Annotated in this window: 16 protein-coding genes; 10 read left to right on the plus strand and 6 right to left on the minus strand. The window is 70.0% G+C overall.

The window, feature by feature from the left end; all coding sequences use genetic code 11:
- Nucleotides 1-3: 3 nt before the first annotated feature.
- Nucleotides 4-2475, minus strand: coding sequence for a glycoside hydrolase family 9 protein (locus H6G99_RS09695; RefSeq protein WP_190611296.1), 2472 nt, complete (start codon nt 2473-2475; stop codon nt 4-6).
- A 124-nt stretch (nt 2476-2599) separates the two neighbouring features.
- On the minus strand, nt 2600-3292 hold the full coding sequence (locus H6G99_RS16575; protein WP_190611298.1) for a helix-turn-helix transcriptional regulator: 693 nt from the start codon (nt 3290-3292) through the stop codon (nt 2600-2602).
- Between the two features lie 86 nt (nt 3293-3378).
- On the opposite strand from H6G99_RS16575, the gene H6G99_RS09705 reads away from it, so the two are divergent.
- From H6G99_RS09705 to H6G99_RS09740, 8 genes are all read left to right on the plus strand, one after another.
- Entirely contained in the window at nt 3379-3807 is a 429-nt protein-coding gene (locus H6G99_RS09705) for a cupin domain-containing protein (protein WP_190611300.1), read from the plus strand.
- Between the two features lie 245 nt (nt 3808-4052).
- Complete coding sequence (locus tag H6G99_RS09710) at nt 4053-4298, plus strand: hypothetical protein (protein ID WP_190611301.1); 246 nt, start codon at nt 4053-4055, stop codon at nt 4296-4298.
- A 17-nt stretch (nt 4299-4315) separates the two neighbouring features.
- Nucleotides 4316-5071, plus strand: coding sequence for a class I SAM-dependent methyltransferase (locus H6G99_RS09715; protein ID WP_190611303.1), 756 nt, complete (start codon nt 4316-4318; stop codon nt 5069-5071).
- A gap of 185 nt (nt 5072-5256) precedes the next feature.
- Nucleotides 5257-6084: an AraC family transcriptional regulator gene (locus tag H6G99_RS09720; RefSeq protein ID WP_190611304.1), complete on the plus strand. Its 828-nt coding sequence runs from the start codon at nt 5257-5259 to the stop codon at nt 6082-6084.
- Between the two features lie 125 nt (nt 6085-6209).
- Nucleotides 6210-7133: an SMP-30/gluconolactonase/LRE family protein gene (locus tag H6G99_RS09725; RefSeq protein WP_190611305.1), complete on the plus strand. Its 924-nt coding sequence runs from the start codon at nt 6210-6212 to the stop codon at nt 7131-7133.
- Nucleotides 7130-7705, plus strand: coding sequence for an antibiotic biosynthesis monooxygenase (locus H6G99_RS09730; protein WP_190611306.1), 576 nt, complete (start codon nt 7130-7132; stop codon nt 7703-7705). The genes H6G99_RS09725 and H6G99_RS09730 overlap by 4 nt, the downstream gene beginning before the upstream one ends.
- Before the next feature lie 170 nt (nt 7706-7875).
- Complete coding sequence (locus H6G99_RS09735; protein ID WP_190611307.1) at nt 7876-8400, plus strand: VOC family protein; 525 nt, start codon at nt 7876-7878, stop codon at nt 8398-8400.
- Nucleotides 8401-8431: 31 nt separating this feature from the next.
- Nucleotides 8432-9163 carry an esterase/lipase family protein gene (locus H6G99_RS09740; RefSeq protein ID WP_190611308.1) on the plus strand — a complete coding sequence of 244 codons (732 nt, stop codon included), beginning with the start codon at nt 8432-8434 and terminating at the stop codon, nt 9161-9163.
- Here H6G99_RS09740 and H6G99_RS09745 read toward each other — a convergent pair.
- The 3 genes from H6G99_RS09745 to H6G99_RS09755 are packed head-to-tail and all read right to left on the minus strand — an operon-like array spanning nt 9111 to nt 11584.
- Nucleotides 9111-10238 (minus strand): substrate-binding periplasmic protein, encoded by a 1128-nt coding sequence (locus H6G99_RS09745; RefSeq protein ID WP_190611309.1) that lies wholly within the window; start codon nt 10236-10238, stop codon nt 9111-9113. The two genes, H6G99_RS09740 and H6G99_RS09745, sit on opposite strands and share 53 nt — an antisense overlap.
- Complete coding sequence (gene thyX / locus H6G99_RS09750) at nt 10238-10963, minus strand: FAD-dependent thymidylate synthase (protein ID WP_190611310.1); 726 nt, start codon at nt 10961-10963, stop codon at nt 10238-10240. The genes H6G99_RS09745 and thyX overlap by 1 nt, the downstream gene beginning before the upstream one ends.
- Before the next feature lie 33 nt (nt 10964-10996).
- Nucleotides 10997-11584, minus strand: coding sequence for a thioredoxin domain-containing protein (locus tag H6G99_RS09755; protein ID WP_190611311.1), 588 nt, complete (start codon nt 11582-11584; stop codon nt 10997-10999).
- Nucleotides 11585-11703: 119 nt separating this feature from the next.
- On the opposite strand from H6G99_RS09755, the gene H6G99_RS09760 reads away from it, so the two are divergent.
- Together H6G99_RS09760 and H6G99_RS09765 are read left to right on the plus strand one after the other, a co-directional pair.
- Nucleotides 11704-12114: an NIL domain-containing protein gene (locus tag H6G99_RS09760; protein ID WP_190611312.1), complete on the plus strand. Its 411-nt coding sequence runs from the start codon at nt 11704-11706 to the stop codon at nt 12112-12114.
- Nucleotides 12111-12578: a hypothetical protein gene (locus tag H6G99_RS09765; protein WP_190611314.1), complete on the plus strand. Its 468-nt coding sequence runs from the start codon at nt 12111-12113 to the stop codon at nt 12576-12578. The genes H6G99_RS09760 and H6G99_RS09765 overlap by 4 nt, the downstream gene beginning before the upstream one ends.
- Nucleotide 12579: 1 nt before the next feature.
- On the opposite strand, the gene H6G99_RS09770 is transcribed toward H6G99_RS09765, so the two are convergent.
- Nucleotides 12580-14619 (minus strand): lytic transglycosylase domain-containing protein, encoded by a 2040-nt coding sequence (locus H6G99_RS09770; RefSeq protein WP_190611315.1) that lies wholly within the window; start codon nt 14617-14619, stop codon nt 12580-12582.
- Nucleotides 14620-14623: the final 4 nt, after the last annotated feature.

Here is a 14623-nt window from a genome sequence, read left to right on the forward strand (position 1 = left end):
GCCTCACACCACAGCCAGCGCCGTGAGTGAACCGCTGTAGCCGGTGATCTCGACGAGGGCGTCGCTGGCGGCCTGGAAACCGGCGGTCCCGTCGTTGAGGGCCAGGAAGGTGCGGCTGCCGCCGCCACCGCCACCGGCGGCCAGGGTGAAGGTGGCCCCGCCGTTGGCGGCGAAGGTGGAGGGGGTGAGCACGGCGGCCAGGGCGGTGGGGGTGAGGTCGGCCACGGCCCCCAGTTCGCGCAGGGCGGCGGCCGACACCGCCTGGGGGCCATCGATGCGGTCGCTGCCGATCACCAGATCGGTGATCTGGTCGGGGGCGCCCAGCAGCGAGTCGCGCAGGCTGGCGAGGCGGAACGTGTCGGCGCCCCCCAGGCCGGTGAGCGCATCGGCGCCGGGGCCGCTGCTGAGGCTATTGGCGGCGGCGTTGCCCGTCAGGAAGCGGGGGTTGGCGGCGCTGAAGGCCAGCCGGCCGGCGCCGCCGAACAGGGTCGCGGCCGTGAGGGCGCCGCTGTGGCCCAGGGCCCTGCCCTGGCTGGCGTTGAAGCCCACCGTCACGCTGCGGCCGGGCTGGATCGCGCTGGCCCAGGCGTCGCCGCTGACGACGTGGCGGAACAGGCCGCCCGCCAGCGCCGTGCTGCTGATCCGCACCCCCCATGGCGTGCCGCTGGGACGGTGCGGGCTCTCGAAGCTGAAGTTCCAGCCGTTCAGCGCCGCCGCGCCGGCGTTGCTGATGGTCAGCTGCACCGTCATGCCGCCGGTCCAGATCGAGCCGCCCACCACCACCGCCAGATCCGGGCTGGAGGTGAGCGGAATGCCGTTGAGCGTGGCCGGCAGCGGGGCGCCGGGGGTGGGAATGGGCGTGGGAATCGGTGGCGGCGGTGTGGGCGTTGGGGTTGGCGTGGGCGTTGGTGTGGGAGTCGGTGTCGGGGTGGGAGTCGGTGTTGGCGTTGGTGTGGGCGTCGGCGTCGGGGTTGGTGTCACCGGAGTTCCGCCGCCGCCCGGCCGCACCGTGATCCCGGGCAGGGCGTCGAGCTGGGCGTCGCTGAGCGGCACGCCGCCGCGGCGTTCGACGCTGCGGGCGAAGGCGCCGGTGAGGGCGGCGTTGTAGTCGAGGGCCACCTCATTGGCGACGTAGTCGTCGCGGCGGTCCTGGTAGGCGAAGTCGTTGGCGCTGGTGGGGCCGCCCACCAGGGCGCCGTAGAGGGTGTGGGTGTTGGGTTGGCCGTTGCGGAACCCGTCCCAGCCCACTCCCGAGGCCGCCCGGTGGTGGGGCTGGCGGGGCGCGTTGGCCCCGAAGCCCACCAGGTAGCTCGACTGGCGCGGATTGGCCCCGAGGATGTAGTCCACTGTTCCCTGCGAAAGACGGCCGTAGGCGCCGCCGGGATCGCGCACGTTGTCGGCGTAGACATCGGCCAGGAAGGCCGTGTTGGCGGCGTAGCGCAGCGAACCCCACTGGCTGATGTGGCGCAGGCCTCCGGCGCTGATCGTCACGCCGTTGCCGCCGCTCACCCAGTTGTTCAGCCAGCCCTCCACGTCCTGCTGGATGCGGGCCGAGCCGGTGTCCTCCGCCAGGATCACCGCCGTGGCGTAGGAGGCGTCGTCCCAGTTGCCCGTCCAGCCGCGCGAGAGGCCGCCGATGCTGCCGGTGTAGATCGACAGGGCCTTGTCCCGGTAGGCCGTGCCGTTGCCCCCCGCCGCGCCCACCGCCCGCGACAGCCAGGCGGCGCCGTAGGCCAGCTCGTCGTTGTAGCCGCTCCAGGAGTTGTAGAAGGAGCGCACCTCGGGGATCGCATCGGCGTAACTGCCCCGGTAGCGGTCGGCGAAGTCGTAGAGCGAGACGGCGCGGTTGAGCAGCACGTCGGCGTAGGCGGCATCGCCGTTCTGGCGGAACAGCACCGACGCCGAGGCCAGTGCCGCCGCCGAGCCCGCCGCCACATCGGAGCCGGGCTTGCTCGGCGTCACCGCCATCGCCGGCCGGGCGATCGTCTGGTTTTCGGGCGAGCTCCAGAGGGCATGGTCGGCCCCGGCATCGCCCACCTGGGCCACGAAGTAGAGCGTGGTGCCGGCGGCGTCGACGCCGTGGGCCTTGAGCAGGTAGTCGGTGCCCCAGCGCACCGCATCCAGCAGCTCATCGGTCTGCCCCGTGACGGCATAGCCATCGGAGAACTCGATGCCGCCCCAGGCGAGGGTGGCGAGGGTGGAGGCCAGCGGCAGCCCGAACTTCACGTGATCGCCGGCATCGTGGTAGCCGCCGCGGAGGTCGAGCGTCAGGCCGCTCTGCAGGTTGGCCGCCGTGCGCCCGCCGAAGTACACCCCGTCGGCCCCGTCCCGCAGACCGGAATCGCCGCGCCAGTCGATCCGCTTGCGGGCCTCATCGAGATCGCCGGAGCGCTGGGCCTCATAGAAGAGGAAGCTTTTCTGCAGGGCCTCGGCGTAGTTGAACCCCACCCCGGTCAGCGGATCGACGGACGCCATCGCTCAGAACAGATCACCCCCAACGGTTTACGGCGCCCCACCTGTCCGGGGCGACCCCCTTCGGAGGGTGGTTGGCGGCGCGCCGGAGGGTGATCGGCCGCCGCGGCACCGGCGCGCGCGCGGTTCAGCGCAGCCGGATCAGGCCCTGCCGCAGCGCCATCACCAGCGCCTGGAGCCGGTTGCGGGCGCCCATGTTCTGCAGCAGCCGCTTGGTGTACGACTTGGCCGTGCTCGGGCTGATCATCAGCCGCTCGGCGATCTCCCGGTCGGTGAGGCCGTCGGCCAGGCCCTCGAGGATTTCGTAGTCCCGCGGACTGAGTTCGCTGATCGGCGCCGGCACCGGCAGGCCGCGCATCGAGGCGCTGCGGAAGTGGTGCCCGCCCAGCGCCGCCAGCACCGCCGCCTGCAGGGCGCCGCTGCGGAAGGTCATGTCGCGCTCCGCCACCAGCCCGTCCACCCAGGCCGCCCGCACCAGCGCCGGGTCCTGGACCGGGGCGGTGCCGATCACGATCACCTTCAGCTGGGGATGGCGCTCCTTCACCGTGGCGGTGAGGCTGAGCACGTCACCGCCCTCGAGGCTGTCGGAGCACACCAGCAGCCCGTGGGCCTGCTCCGCCAGGCGGCGCAGGCAGCTCTCCGCATCGGTGACGGCGCAGCCGATCAGGCCGTAGCCGAACAGTCCCACCGTGTAGCGCAGCAGCTGCGGCTCGTCGCCCATCGCCAGTGCCACCCGCGGCGGCACATCGGTGGCGATCAGGGCCCGGCGCATCACCGCCCGCCGGACCTGGACGACGGGCAGATCGGCGGTGAAATCCACAGGGACCGGCGGGTGCTGTGGGGCAGGCTATGGGGATGGACCGATTCGGGGCGACACGTCGGAGCCGGCGGCGCGCCCTGGCGCCGATGCTGCTCGCCTGTGGCCTGCTGCTGGCCGTGCGGCCGGGTCTGGCGGAAGGCGAACCGGCCGGCGTCACGGTGCGGACGCTGGTGCAATCCACCCGGTCGTGGAACGGCACCCCCCTTCCCGCCTACCCCAGCGGCCAGCCGGAAGTCACCGTGCTGCACATCACCATCCCGCCGGGGGTGGCGCTGCCCATGCACCAGCACCCGGTGATCAACGCCGGCATGCTGATCCGCGGCCGGCTGCTGGTGACCAGTGCGGCCGGCGCCAGCGTGCAGCTCCAGGCGGGCCAGGGCTTGATCGAGATGGTGAACCAGCCCCACTACGGCACCAACAACGGCACCGAACCCGCCGAGATCGTGGTGGTCTACGCGGGGGTGAAGGGCCAGCCGATCACCGTGCCGGCGCCGACGGCAGGCCCAGCCCGTTGATGGGGGGCCTCGCCGAGGGGCCGTTGCCGAGGGGCCGCTGCGCCGAATGGCCATGGAGCCTGATCAGCGACCTTGATGTCTCTCTCGGAGCACGGAGCAGACCTGTACAGGCTGTACAGCTTTGTGCGCTGCCCTGTTGAGCCCCTGCCGCCCCCGGAAGCCCCGCAAGCCCCGGAAGGTTGTTCGCCCGAAGCCATGGGTTTGGTGTTGGATGGGCCCCAGTTCTGCGCAGGGAGCTGGGCCGATTGGTCAGGCATCTCCGTCCCCTCCTGGCTGGCCTTCTGGGCGCCTACGTACTGGGCTACGGCGTGGCCCGGGTGTCCATCTTCCACGCCGTGGAGCGTTATGGCGGCCCGGAAGGGAAGGGGCCCCCACGGCAGGACTTCATCACCCGGCGCGACCGTCCCCCCGGCGACGGCTGGGAGTACGGGCTGTTCCTGCCGGCCATCCGGGTGGAAGAGGCCACCCTGGGTTGGATCCACAACCGTTAGCCGTTAGCCGTGAGCCCATGGACCCTCTCGAGCTGCTGATCGATCTGCACCGGGATGGGGAGCGGCAGGGGCCGGGCGGGGACGCCGAGACGGAACTGGCACTGCAGCTGGCCGGGGTCGACCGCACCGCGCCACTGCAGCTGGCCGACATCGGCTGCGGTACCGGAGCCTCCACCCTGCTGCTGGCCCGCCTGTTGCCGAACGCCCGGATCACGGCGGTGGATCTGCGGCCGGAGTTTCTCGACGTTCTCCAGGCCCGGGCGCGACAGCAGGGAGTGGCGGGCGCGATCACCCCCTGCGCCGCCTCCATGGACAACCTGCCCTTCGCTGACGGGGAGCTGGACATGATCTGGTCGGAGGGGGCTATCTACAACATCGGCTTCGCCAGGGGCATCGCCGAGTGGCGCCGTTTCCTGAAACCGGATGGCTTGCTGGTGGTGAGCGAGATCACCTGGACCACCGCGGCGCGACCGGCGGATCTCCAGCGGCACTGGCAGGCGGAGTACCCCGAAATCGACCGGGCCTCGGCCAAGATCGCCCTGCTGGAACAGCACGGTTACGCGCCGATCGGCTACGTCGTGCTCCCCCGGCGCTGCTGGTTGGATCACTATTACCGGCCCTTGCAGGCCCGCTTCAATGACTTCCTGAGCCGACACGGCCACAGCGAAGCCGCCCAGGCCATCGTCAGCGCCGAAGAACAAGAGATCCGTCTCTACGAAGCTCACAGCGCCCACTTCAGCTATGGCATGTACGTGGCCCGGAGGGTCGGGTAGACCGGTCCTGCCGAACGGCGATCGGGTGAGGTCAGACACAGTGACGGATGGGACCCGTCCATAGACTCGCTGCCGTGGTATTCACAGATGGCTCAGGTCTGGATATGGCTGATTCACCCACCACCAGAGCTGATTCGCTCCCAGTCAGAACCGACAACCTGGCGCCCATTCTTCCGAACGTTCCCTTGCTGTCCAGTGCTGGGGCAGGGTGGCAGGGGATCGCGCTGGAGCAGTTCCGTTGCCCTCCGTTCGAAACCCCGGAGTATGCCTATCCCGACCACAAAATTGCCATCCATACCCATATCCCGGAAGATCTCCAGGTCAAACGGACGTTGAATGGACGGGTGCAGGTTGAGCAGGTTGTTGCCGAGCAGGTGATCGTCGTCCCTGCCAAGGTGACGCATCAGGTTCAGTGGGATCAGGACGCGGAGTTCCTGATCCTCACCCTCAGGCCCGATGTTCTCGGTCGGGTTGCCTATGAGGCGATCCGCCCCGATCAGGTTGACCTGGTGCCGGGTCTGCCCCGGGTGGATGCCCTGGTTCGTCAGTTGGGGCTGGCCCTGCGCTCGGAGCTGGAGCTGAACGGGGGACGCGATCAGCTGTACGTGGAATCGCTCGTAAATTGTCTGGCCGTGCATCTGCTGAAGACGTACTCGGCGGTTCCACCCCGATTCCCGGCTGCGGGGCCATTGCCGCCGTCCACGCTTGCCCTGGTGACCGGCTACATCCAGGACCATCTCGACCAGGCACTGTCGTTGGCGGATCTGGCGGACTTGGTGGGACTGAGCGCCTGTTACTTTGCCACTTTGTTCAAACAATCCACGGGAACGTCGCCCCACCAGTTCATCGTTCAGTGCCGGCTGCAGCGGTCGCAGCAGCTGCTGGCGCGCTCGGATGCAGCCATCGCCGCTATTGCCCTCCAGTGTGGCTTCTCCAGCCAGAGTCACCTGACGCGCGTGTTTCGCCAGCACCTGGGCACGACCCCCAGGGCCTATCGAACATCCGTGAAATAGCCCACACCTGCACCCCAGATCAAAAGATTGTGCCATCTTTCAAAAGATCAGGAAAGATCCATGCGGACTTGATGGCTAGCCTGACCCCGGTTCCATTTCAATGGCTCGCGTTCCGAGGATCCTGAATGTCTACCCCAGCCGGACTGCCGCCGATTTTCGCCGAGGTGCCTGTGGCGATCGCTCCATCGCATCTCGTTGCGGAGTTTCCACCAGGCACATTCCTGGAAAGCATTGCGGTCAGCACCGATGGCACGTTGTTTGTCAGCAGCCATCTGGATGGCAAGGTGTTTCGGATGGGCGTCGATGGTGTGCCCGTGGTGCATGCGGCCATCGCTGGAAATGCCACGGGGCTGGCCCTGACCCCTGCCGGAGACTTGTTGCTGACAGCCTGGGACGCCGACGGCCTTCCTGTCGTCTATTCGATTTCCTCCCAGGGCGCTGTGACGCTGCTGGTGACCATGCCCAAGGCCATCTTCCTGAACGGATTGACACCCCTCTCGCCATCCTCCTATCTGATGGCCGACTCCTATCGCGGTGCCATCTGGCACTTGAATCTGGCGGATCGGTCGGTCGGCCTATGGCTGGAGCATCCTCTGCTGGCGCGCCGTTCCGAGGACAGGGAGTTCCCGGCGGTCAACGGACTCAAGATCCATGGGCAGATGCTCTACGCGTCCAACACGGAACGGATGCAGTTGATCCAGATACCGATTCAGCCCAATGGGCAACCTGGTGAGCCGGAGATCTTTTTCGAACCCGTCAATCTCGATGACTTTGCCTTTGACCGGGAGGGCAACCTCTATGGCACCACCCACATTTACAACAGTGTGGTCAAGATCACGCCCGATCGCCGGATCACCACCATTGCCGAGGCAGAGCAGGGGATGGTCGGAAGCACGGCGCTGGCCTTTGGTGCCGGTGCGGGCGACCACACCAGTCTGTATGTCGTCACCAATGGAGGCCTGTCGTTCCCGTTGCCGTCGGGTCTGGAGCCTGCCAAGGTTGTGCGCCTGGACATCGGCATCGCCGGGCACCAACTCCTGCAGCCATGAGCGCCCCTGAACACCTGGATTCTGATCCGCCCACGACGGTGGATGTGCTGCAACGGATCAAACCCGGATGTGAAGCAGCCTTCGAAGCGGTTCTCGCCGAGCTGATTCAAGCGGCCATGGCCTGTGAGGGGCACCTGGGCGTCAACGTGTTCCGCCCATCCGATCCGGACCATCCGGAATACCGGATTGTGTTCAAGTTCGACCGCATCAGCAGGCTCAAGCAATGGGAAGCCTCTCCGATTCGCCAACGCCTGTTGAATCGTGCCCGTCAGTTCACGGAGGGCACGGGCCAGTACGCGATGCTCACTGGCCTGGAAACCTGGTTCACCCTGCCCCATCGACCGGGTCTGCCTGCCCCACCTCGCTACAAAATGATGGTGGTCTCCTGGATCACGATCTATGTGCTGATCAATCTGATCAATGTCATCCTGGTGCCGCTGATCGGCCCTCTCCCCGCCTTGCTGCGGACGTTGGTGGTGACGTTGGTTGTGGTCGCCGTTATGACCTATGTGGCCATGCCCCGCATGACGAAACTCTTCAAGGGCTGGCTGTATCCAGCCAGGCGACTGTGATGGCGACTTGCATGGAGATCATGATCCGCTGAACAGGCCTGTACAGCGTGTACAGCTTCCGTTACGGCTTTTGGCGGCTTACCTCTGCTGCGTGGCGTGATGTCTTTCGCCGTATCCGATGTTCCTGAGCCGCCGCCTAGGATCGCCAGACAGATCCATGGACCGTGAGGATGGTGCCCCCCAACACGGTCTCTCGCAAAACGGTCTCTCGCAACACGATTTCTCGCAACACGATCTGCCTCTGGTACGACGGCACCGCCTTGGAGGCGGCCACGTTCTACGCCGAAACTTTCCCGGACAGTGCGGTGGGTGAGATCTTTCGGGCGCCGGCCGACTATCCGTCGGGCCAGGAGGGTGATGTCCTGACCGTGTTGTTCACCGTCGCCGGCCTCCCTTGCATGGGCCTCAATGGGGGGCCGGCGTTCCAGCACAGCGAAGCGTTCTCGTTCCAGATCGCCACCGACGACCAGGCCGAAACCGATCGGCTCTGGAACGCGATTGTTGGCAATGGCGGCGAAGAAAGTGCCTGCGGCTGGTGCAAAGACAAATGGGGCCTGTCGTGGCAGATCACCCCGCGCGCCCTCACCGCCGCCATCGCCGACCCCGACCGGGCCGCGGCCCGGCGCGCCTTCGAGGCCATGATGCAGATGACCCGGATCGACATCGCGGCGATCGAGGCGGCCCGCCGCGGGTAGGGTCCCTCGGCGGCGCCGCCAGGCCTCACCCATGACCCGCCAGCCGATCGTGATCCTCGGGGGTTTCCTGATCAGCCCCGAGGCCTATGCCCCGATGGTGGCGCGGCTGGAGCAGCTCAGCGGCCAGCCGGTGCGGCTGGTGCCGGTGGGCAAGCCCGAGTGGCTGCTCACCGTGTTCGCCTTCGCCTGGGCCGGGATCCTCGATCGAGTGCAGGCCACGGTCGCCGAGCTGGCCCGCCAGTCCCCCACGGGCAAGGTGACGCTGATCGGCCACAGCTCCGGCGGCATCATGCTGCGGCTGTTCCTGGATGAGGCCCCGTTCCAGGGGCGCCGCTACGACGGCAAGGCCCTGGCCGACACCCTGGTGATGCTGGGCAGCCCCCACACCGCCCTCAAGGCCACGGTGCTGCGCCGGATGGTGGCGGAGCGCCTGCCCGGTTGCCCCTTCGCCGATCGGGTGCGCTACGTCTCGGTGGCCGGCGACCTGGATCTGCAGGCGGCCTCCCCCATGGCCCAGCGCCTGGCTCCCACCGCCTACCGCAACAGCACCGGTGATCCCACAGGCCGGGGCGACGGCCTGGTGCCGGTGGCCTCAGCCCTGCTGGAAGGCTCCACCCCCCTGGTGCTGCCGGGGGTGGCCCATGGCGGCGCCTTCGGCCCCTTCTGGTACGGCAGCCCCGCGGTGGTGGAGCGCTGGTGGAGCGCCGGCTTCAGCGCCCCTGGGCGTTCCCCCGGGTCGTCGCCTGCTGGCGCAGCTCACTGACCACGCCGCTGCGCTTGAGGGCGCTGATCGCCTGGTCGATGCGGTCGGCGGTGGCCACCGGCAGACTCGGCGCGTAGGCGAACGCCTGCGACTCGGGCCGGATTCCCTCCAGCGCCAGGCTGGGCAGGAAGCCTTTGGCCTCCTCCTGGAGCAGCAGGTAGCTGAGCTGCAGGTTGTCCCCCAGCAGGGCGTCGACCCTGCGCTCGGCCAGCAGTTGGCCCCCCTCGCTGATGCTCTTCAGGGGCACGATCGTGGCCCTGGGGCCGGGACTGGAGGCGTTGAGTTCCTTCAGCAGCGACTCGCTGACGGTGCCGCTGCGCACCCCCACCCGCAGGCCGCGCAGGTCGGCCGGCGAGCGGATGGCGCCGCTGGCCGTGTCCTGGATCTCCCCGGCCACATTGACGGTGAGATAGCCCACCAGCAGCGACGCCGAGACGATCCGCACCAGGTAGGCCAGGATCACGATCCCGTTGCCGCGGGTGGTGGTCACGATCGTGTTGCTGCCCGGCCCGGTGGCCAGCACCTGGAACACCTTGCTGCAGTGGCGCAGGGAGCTTCGCCGGCTGACCGGAACGGGATGGGTGCGCACCTCCAGGCGCAGGGTGAGCCAGGTGAGCGCCGCGATCGCCAGCAGGTAGCCGCCCAGCAGCTGCAGCAGGGTCGGCGTCAGCAGGGCCGCCAGGAAGGAGCGCCCCAGGTCCAGCCGGCTCTTCACCACCATCACCGCCAGGCCGTCCTCCTGGAAGGGGAGGCTGAAGCGGTAGCGCTTCAGGCGGTCGGGCGAGACGTTGATGCAGCCCACCGCCACATCCACCTTGCCCTCGCGGCTGGCCTCCAGCATCTGCCGCACCGACGGCCACTGGGAGACGACGTAGGGGATCTCCTCCAGCGTGGCCACCCGGTTCCACAGATCGACCCCCAGCCCCCGCCAGACCCCCGCCTCCCGGTAGCTGCAGGGCGGCGAGCCATCCACCAGGCCCACCCGCAGCACCGGTGCCGCCGCCGCCGCACCCGGCAGGGCGATGGCCAGGACAAGCGCCAGGCAGGGGGCGAGGCCCCAGCTGAGGCGTTTCATCAGGGCGCCAGCCTGGCCTTGTGCAGCCGGCTCTTCTCGTACCAGTCGGCGAATTCCGGCACCCACTGCTGCAGGTGGGGCCACATCAGGTCGCAGAGCTCGCGGATCTCCTGCTGGGCATCGAGCTTGGCCCGCAGGTCGAGGAAGTGCAGGAACGCCCGCAGGGTGAAGCTCACCACGAAGTGCTGGCGGTAGTCGAAGGGCAGGATGCCGCGGGCGTGCTCCTCGGCGTAGCCGGCATCGAGCAGGTCGCGGTAGCGCTCCGCCGCCGTGCGGCAAAGCTCCAGATCGATGGCCCGCTGCCCCTCGTCGTAGAGGTACTTCTTGCCCTGGCGGTCGCTGTAGGGCCCCACCGGCCGCAGGTAGAACACCTCCTCCAGGTCGAGCTCCCCGTTGGCGGCCCGGCGGATGCGGTCGCCCGTGTAGCGCATCGACTGCACATCGAAGCTCACCCCCACCCGGTGGGTGCGGGCCTGCTGCATCACCGAATGGGGGAACCAGCCCACGTTGAGCACGATCTGGGCGTGCTCCAGCGGGCCGTAGTGGCCGCGTTCGCCGGCCAGGAGCCGCTTGACGCAGATCTCACCGGCCTTGCGCTCGTCGGGCCAGTCGGCCCGGTCGGCGGCCACGAACCCCTCGCTGTAGTCCTGGTGCATCCCGGCGTAGACGCACTGCTGCGGGTTCGGCGTGGCGGCGATCAGCTCGACCCGGAAGCGGGGATCCATGGGCGGGGTGCGGGGGGAAGGGAGGTGGCGGGATCAGCCGTGGCTGCGGGGGCCGGCCTGGGGGCTGGGCAGGGCGGCCGCCGGGGGAGCGGCACCCTCGGTTCCGGCCGCCTCCGGCAGGCTGCTCACCGCCCCCACCCCCGCCAGCAGGGGCAGGGGCTGGCCGTCGACCAGGGCGGTGGTGAGGGCCTCGAGTTCGGCGCCGGAGCGGGCGCCGAGCGAGCGACCCACGGGGGCGCCGGCGGCGTCGAAGAGCTCCAGCTGGGGGATGCCGTTGACGTCGTAGCGCTCCAGCTCCGGCTGCCAGCGGGGATTGTCGACATTGAGCAGCACCACATCCATCCGGCCGTGCTGCTGGCGCTCGATCCGCTCCATCGCCGGCGCCATCGAGCGGCAGGCCTCGCACCAGTCGGCGTAGAACTCCACCAGGGTGGGCCGGCCGTCGGCCAGGGCCACGTTGAACTCGGGCGACTGGCGGGCGAGGCGCTCCAGGGGCGCTTCCGGATGCAGGCCGCCCCGCAGCCACACCATCAGCACCACCAGCACGGCCGCCACGGCCGCCAGCACCATCCGCTCGGTGCGGCCGAGGGCGGAGGGGGGGGGACTGCCCGACGGGGCCATGGGCGACGGCGACACGGAACGGCGCCCACTCTGGCAGCGTCGCCCCTCCCACCGGGCACCTGCGGGCGGGGGCTGGCCCCGGACATCGTTGCTAGCGTCAGCTTTCCCGGCCTGGAGCGGTGAAACGGCGCCTCACTCTCCATTTCCCCTCCGAGGCGGTGCACCAGCCGATCACCTACCGCCTCGCGGTCGACTTCGACATCGCCGCCAAGATCCTGCGGGCCCAGATCGCCCCCAACCAGAGCGGCACCATGGTGGTGGAGCTCTCCGGCGACATCGACGAGCTCGATGCGGCCGAAGACTGGCTGGAGATCCAGGGGCTGGGGCTCAACCGCGCCCCCGGTGAGATCCGCATCGATCCGGAGCGCTGCGTCGACTGCGGCATCTGCTCCAGCGTCTGCCCCAGCGGGGCTCTCCACTACACACCGGTGACCCAGCGGCTCCACTTCGAGGCCTCCCGCTGCCTGGTGTGCGAGCAGTGCATCCCCAGCTGCCCGCTGGAGGCCATCACCCTGGTGCTGCAGCCATGAAGGACATCTTCCGGCTCATGCTGCTGCCGCTGCAGGCGCCGATGCTGCTGGTGCTGATGGGGGTCAGCACCTACCAGGGCATGCACTGGAGCCATGCCCTCGAGACCGGCGGCACCCAGATGCAGGAACTCACCACCCTGGTCTGGTCGGCCGAGTGCCTGCAGGCGATGTTGATCGTGTTCGTCTGCACCATGCCCGACCTGGTGATCCGGCAGCTGTCGATGGTGATGGCCGCCAGTCGGGTGGTGAGCCTGGTGGTCACCCTGCTGCTGGTCACCGTCGGCGGCCTCTACCTGCTGCACCTCAACGTGCTGGCCAACGTGCTGATCATGGGCTCGGCGGTGCTGCTGGCCCGGCTCGATCTGCTGCGGGTGCGGGTGGTGCCGCCGCCGCTGGTGCTGGCCGGGGTGCTCACCCTGCTGGTGCTCGGCGGCGCCAACTTCGGCCGCCTGCTGGTGCGCTGATTCAGCAGCCCGGTTCGCTGCCCTGCTGGTAGCTCCAGACGTTGCCCAGCACCTTCTTCACGTACAGGCGGGTTTCGGGGTAGGGGATCGCCTCCACCCACAGTTCCGGGTCGCTGCGCAGCTGGGGGTTCACCCAGCCGGCCACGGCGCCGGGCCCGGCGTTGTAGCTGGCCACCGCCAGCAGGGGGTCGCCGTCCCACTGGCGCAGCATTTTCGCCAGGTAGCGGCTGCCGAGGCTGGCGTTGCCGGCCGGGTCCTCCAGCACCGACTCCGGCACCGGCCCACCGGCCAGCTCGGCGGCGGTCTCCGGCATCAGCTGCATCAGGCCCGTGGCCCCCACCGGCGAGCGCACCGCAGGTGTGAAGCGCGACTCCTGCTTGGCCACCCCCAGCAGCAGCTCCATCGGCAGCCCGCCCTGGTTGGCGGCGGCCTGGAAGGCCGCCTCGAAACGCAGCGGATGCAGGCTGCGCTCCAGTTCCCGCTCCAGGGCGCACTGGTTGCCGTCGAGCTTCAGGGTGGCCTGCTCCAGCAGGCCGAAGCCGGTCCAGTCGTCGCCGACCCCCTGGCGCAGCCGCCCCTCCAGCAGCAGCTCCCGGCTGCCCTCCGGGGCGCGGCGCCCGCGGCGGTGGCGCCAGGTCTCCCAGGCCTCGGTGCGCTGGTCCAGCCGCCAGAGCCGATCGAGGGTCCCGTCGCCGCTGGCGAGGGGCCGCCAGCCGCTGCCCCCTCCCGGGCCGTCGGCACCGGCCGGCAGGTGGGGCCCGGCGCCCAACTGCAGATCCCCCTGGCCCAGGCGCACCGCGGCACGCCAGCCGTAGTAACCGCCCGGATGGCGGCGCAGCAGCGCCTCCCAGGTGGCCCGGGCGGCGGCGCCGTCGCCGAGCTGCTGCTGCACGAAACCGATCCAGAAGCTCTGGCGGGCGGCCAGGGGTGGCGGCAGCTGATCGGTCGGGATGGCCTCCAGCAGGGCCTTGGCTGCCCGCCAGCGGCCGGCCAGCAGCCGCTCCCGCACGAGATCCCACTGCAGCGTGCGGCTGGCGGGGTCGAGGGGCCAGCGGCGCAGCAGATCGAGGGCGGCGGCGTCGGTGGCGGGATGGGGGCCGTCTCCCTTGGGTTCGGCCTCCTGGATCCGCCGGGCCAGCACCGGGGCACTGTCGCGCCAGCGGGGCGGCAGCCGGGCCAGGGAGGCGGCGGCGGCGGGGCTGCCCTGCTGGGCCAGCAGGCGGACGGCCGCCTCGGCCTCGGGCGTGGTGGGGGCGCTGCGGACCAGATCCAGCAGCAGCCGCTCCGCCTGGCCCTGCTGCTGCTCGTTCCCCGCCAGCAGGGCCCGGCCCAGGCTCAGCCGGCCGCTGGCCCCCAGGCCGTTGAGCGTGGGGCCCAGGCAGCCCAGGGCGCCCTCGGCATCGCCCAGTTCGGCCAGGCCCTCCGCCAGCTGCCCCCGCTGCTGGGCGCTCAGGTCCGGGCGGTCCTCCTTGCAGACCTGCCGCAGGCGGGCTTCGGCGCCGGGCCAGCGGGCGCCCCAGCGGGCCAGGTGCAGGGCGCCGCGTCGTCGTTCGGCCGCCTCAGGTCCGGCGGCGAGGGCGGCGGCCAGGGCCGCGGGGTGGGCCGGGAAGCGCTGCAGCAGTTGCCGGCGTTTGGCCGGATCGTCGCCGCCGAGGGCGTAGAGGGCATCGGCGCTGGCCGGATCGCCGGGGAAGCGCCGCTGCAGCTGGCGCCACAGGGCCTGGGCGGTTTCGGGGCGTCCGAGGGCCGCGGCGGCCAGGGCGTCCTGCTTCAGCACCAGGGCGGCCAGGGGATCGGGACCCCAGCCCTGGCCCCGCAGCCACTGGCGCTGCGCCTGGGGATCCTTGCTGCGGGCCGCCAGCAGCAGGCTGGCCTCCCGGCGCCGCCAGGGATCGGCATCCCAGTGCTGCAGCCACTCCAGCCGGTCGGTGGCGGTGGCGGGGGTGGGCGCCGGCTGGCGCGCCAGCAGGGCCCGGCCCCCCACCAGTGCCAGGCCGGTGCCCAGGCAGGAGAGGGACAGCAGCAGCGGGAGTCGGGCCAATGGC

It is taken from the genome of Synechococcus sp. FACHB-909 (assembly GCF_014698945.1).
Lineage (GTDB): Bacteria > Cyanobacteriota > Cyanobacteriia > PCC-6307 > Cyanobiaceae > Cyanobium.

What these genes read in the sequence shown, in the direction of transcription:
- H6G99_RS09695 (WP_190611296.1), bottom strand. Translation starts at nt 2,475, where the DNA reads ATGGCGTCCGTCGATCCGCTGACCGGGGTGGGGTTCAACTACGCCGAG.
- H6G99_RS09705 (WP_190611300.1), top strand. Translation starts at nt 3,379, where the DNA reads ATGCTGCTCGCCTGTGGCCTGCTGCTGGCCGTGCGGCCGGGTCTGGCG.
- H6G99_RS09715 (WP_190611303.1), top strand. Translation starts at nt 4,316, where the DNA reads ATGGACCCTCTCGAGCTGCTGATCGATCTGCACCGGGATGGGGAGCGG.
- H6G99_RS09725 (WP_190611305.1), top strand. Translation starts at nt 6,210, where the DNA reads ATGTCTACCCCAGCCGGACTGCCGCCGATTTTCGCCGAGGTGCCTGTG.
- H6G99_RS09730 (WP_190611306.1), top strand. Translation starts at nt 7,130, where the DNA reads ATGAGCGCCCCTGAACACCTGGATTCTGATCCGCCCACGACGGTGGAT.
- H6G99_RS09735 (WP_190611307.1), top strand. Translation starts at nt 7,876, where the DNA reads ATGGTGCCCCCCAACACGGTCTCTCGCAAAACGGTCTCTCGCAACACG.
- H6G99_RS09740 (WP_190611308.1), top strand. Translation starts at nt 8,432, where the DNA reads ATGACCCGCCAGCCGATCGTGATCCTCGGGGGTTTCCTGATCAGCCCC.
- H6G99_RS09745 (WP_190611309.1), bottom strand. Translation starts at nt 10,238, where the DNA reads ATGAAACGCCTCAGCTGGGGCCTCGCCCCCTGCCTGGCGCTTGTCCTG.
- thyX (WP_190611310.1), bottom strand. Translation starts at nt 10,963, where the DNA reads ATGGATCCCCGCTTCCGGGTCGAGCTGATCGCCGCCACGCCGAACCCG.
- H6G99_RS09755 (WP_190611311.1), bottom strand. Translation starts at nt 11,584, where the DNA reads ATGGCCCCGTCGGGCAGTCCCCCCCCCTCCGCCCTCGGCCGCACCGAG.
- H6G99_RS09765 (WP_190611314.1), top strand. Translation starts at nt 12,111, where the DNA reads ATGAAGGACATCTTCCGGCTCATGCTGCTGCCGCTGCAGGCGCCGATG.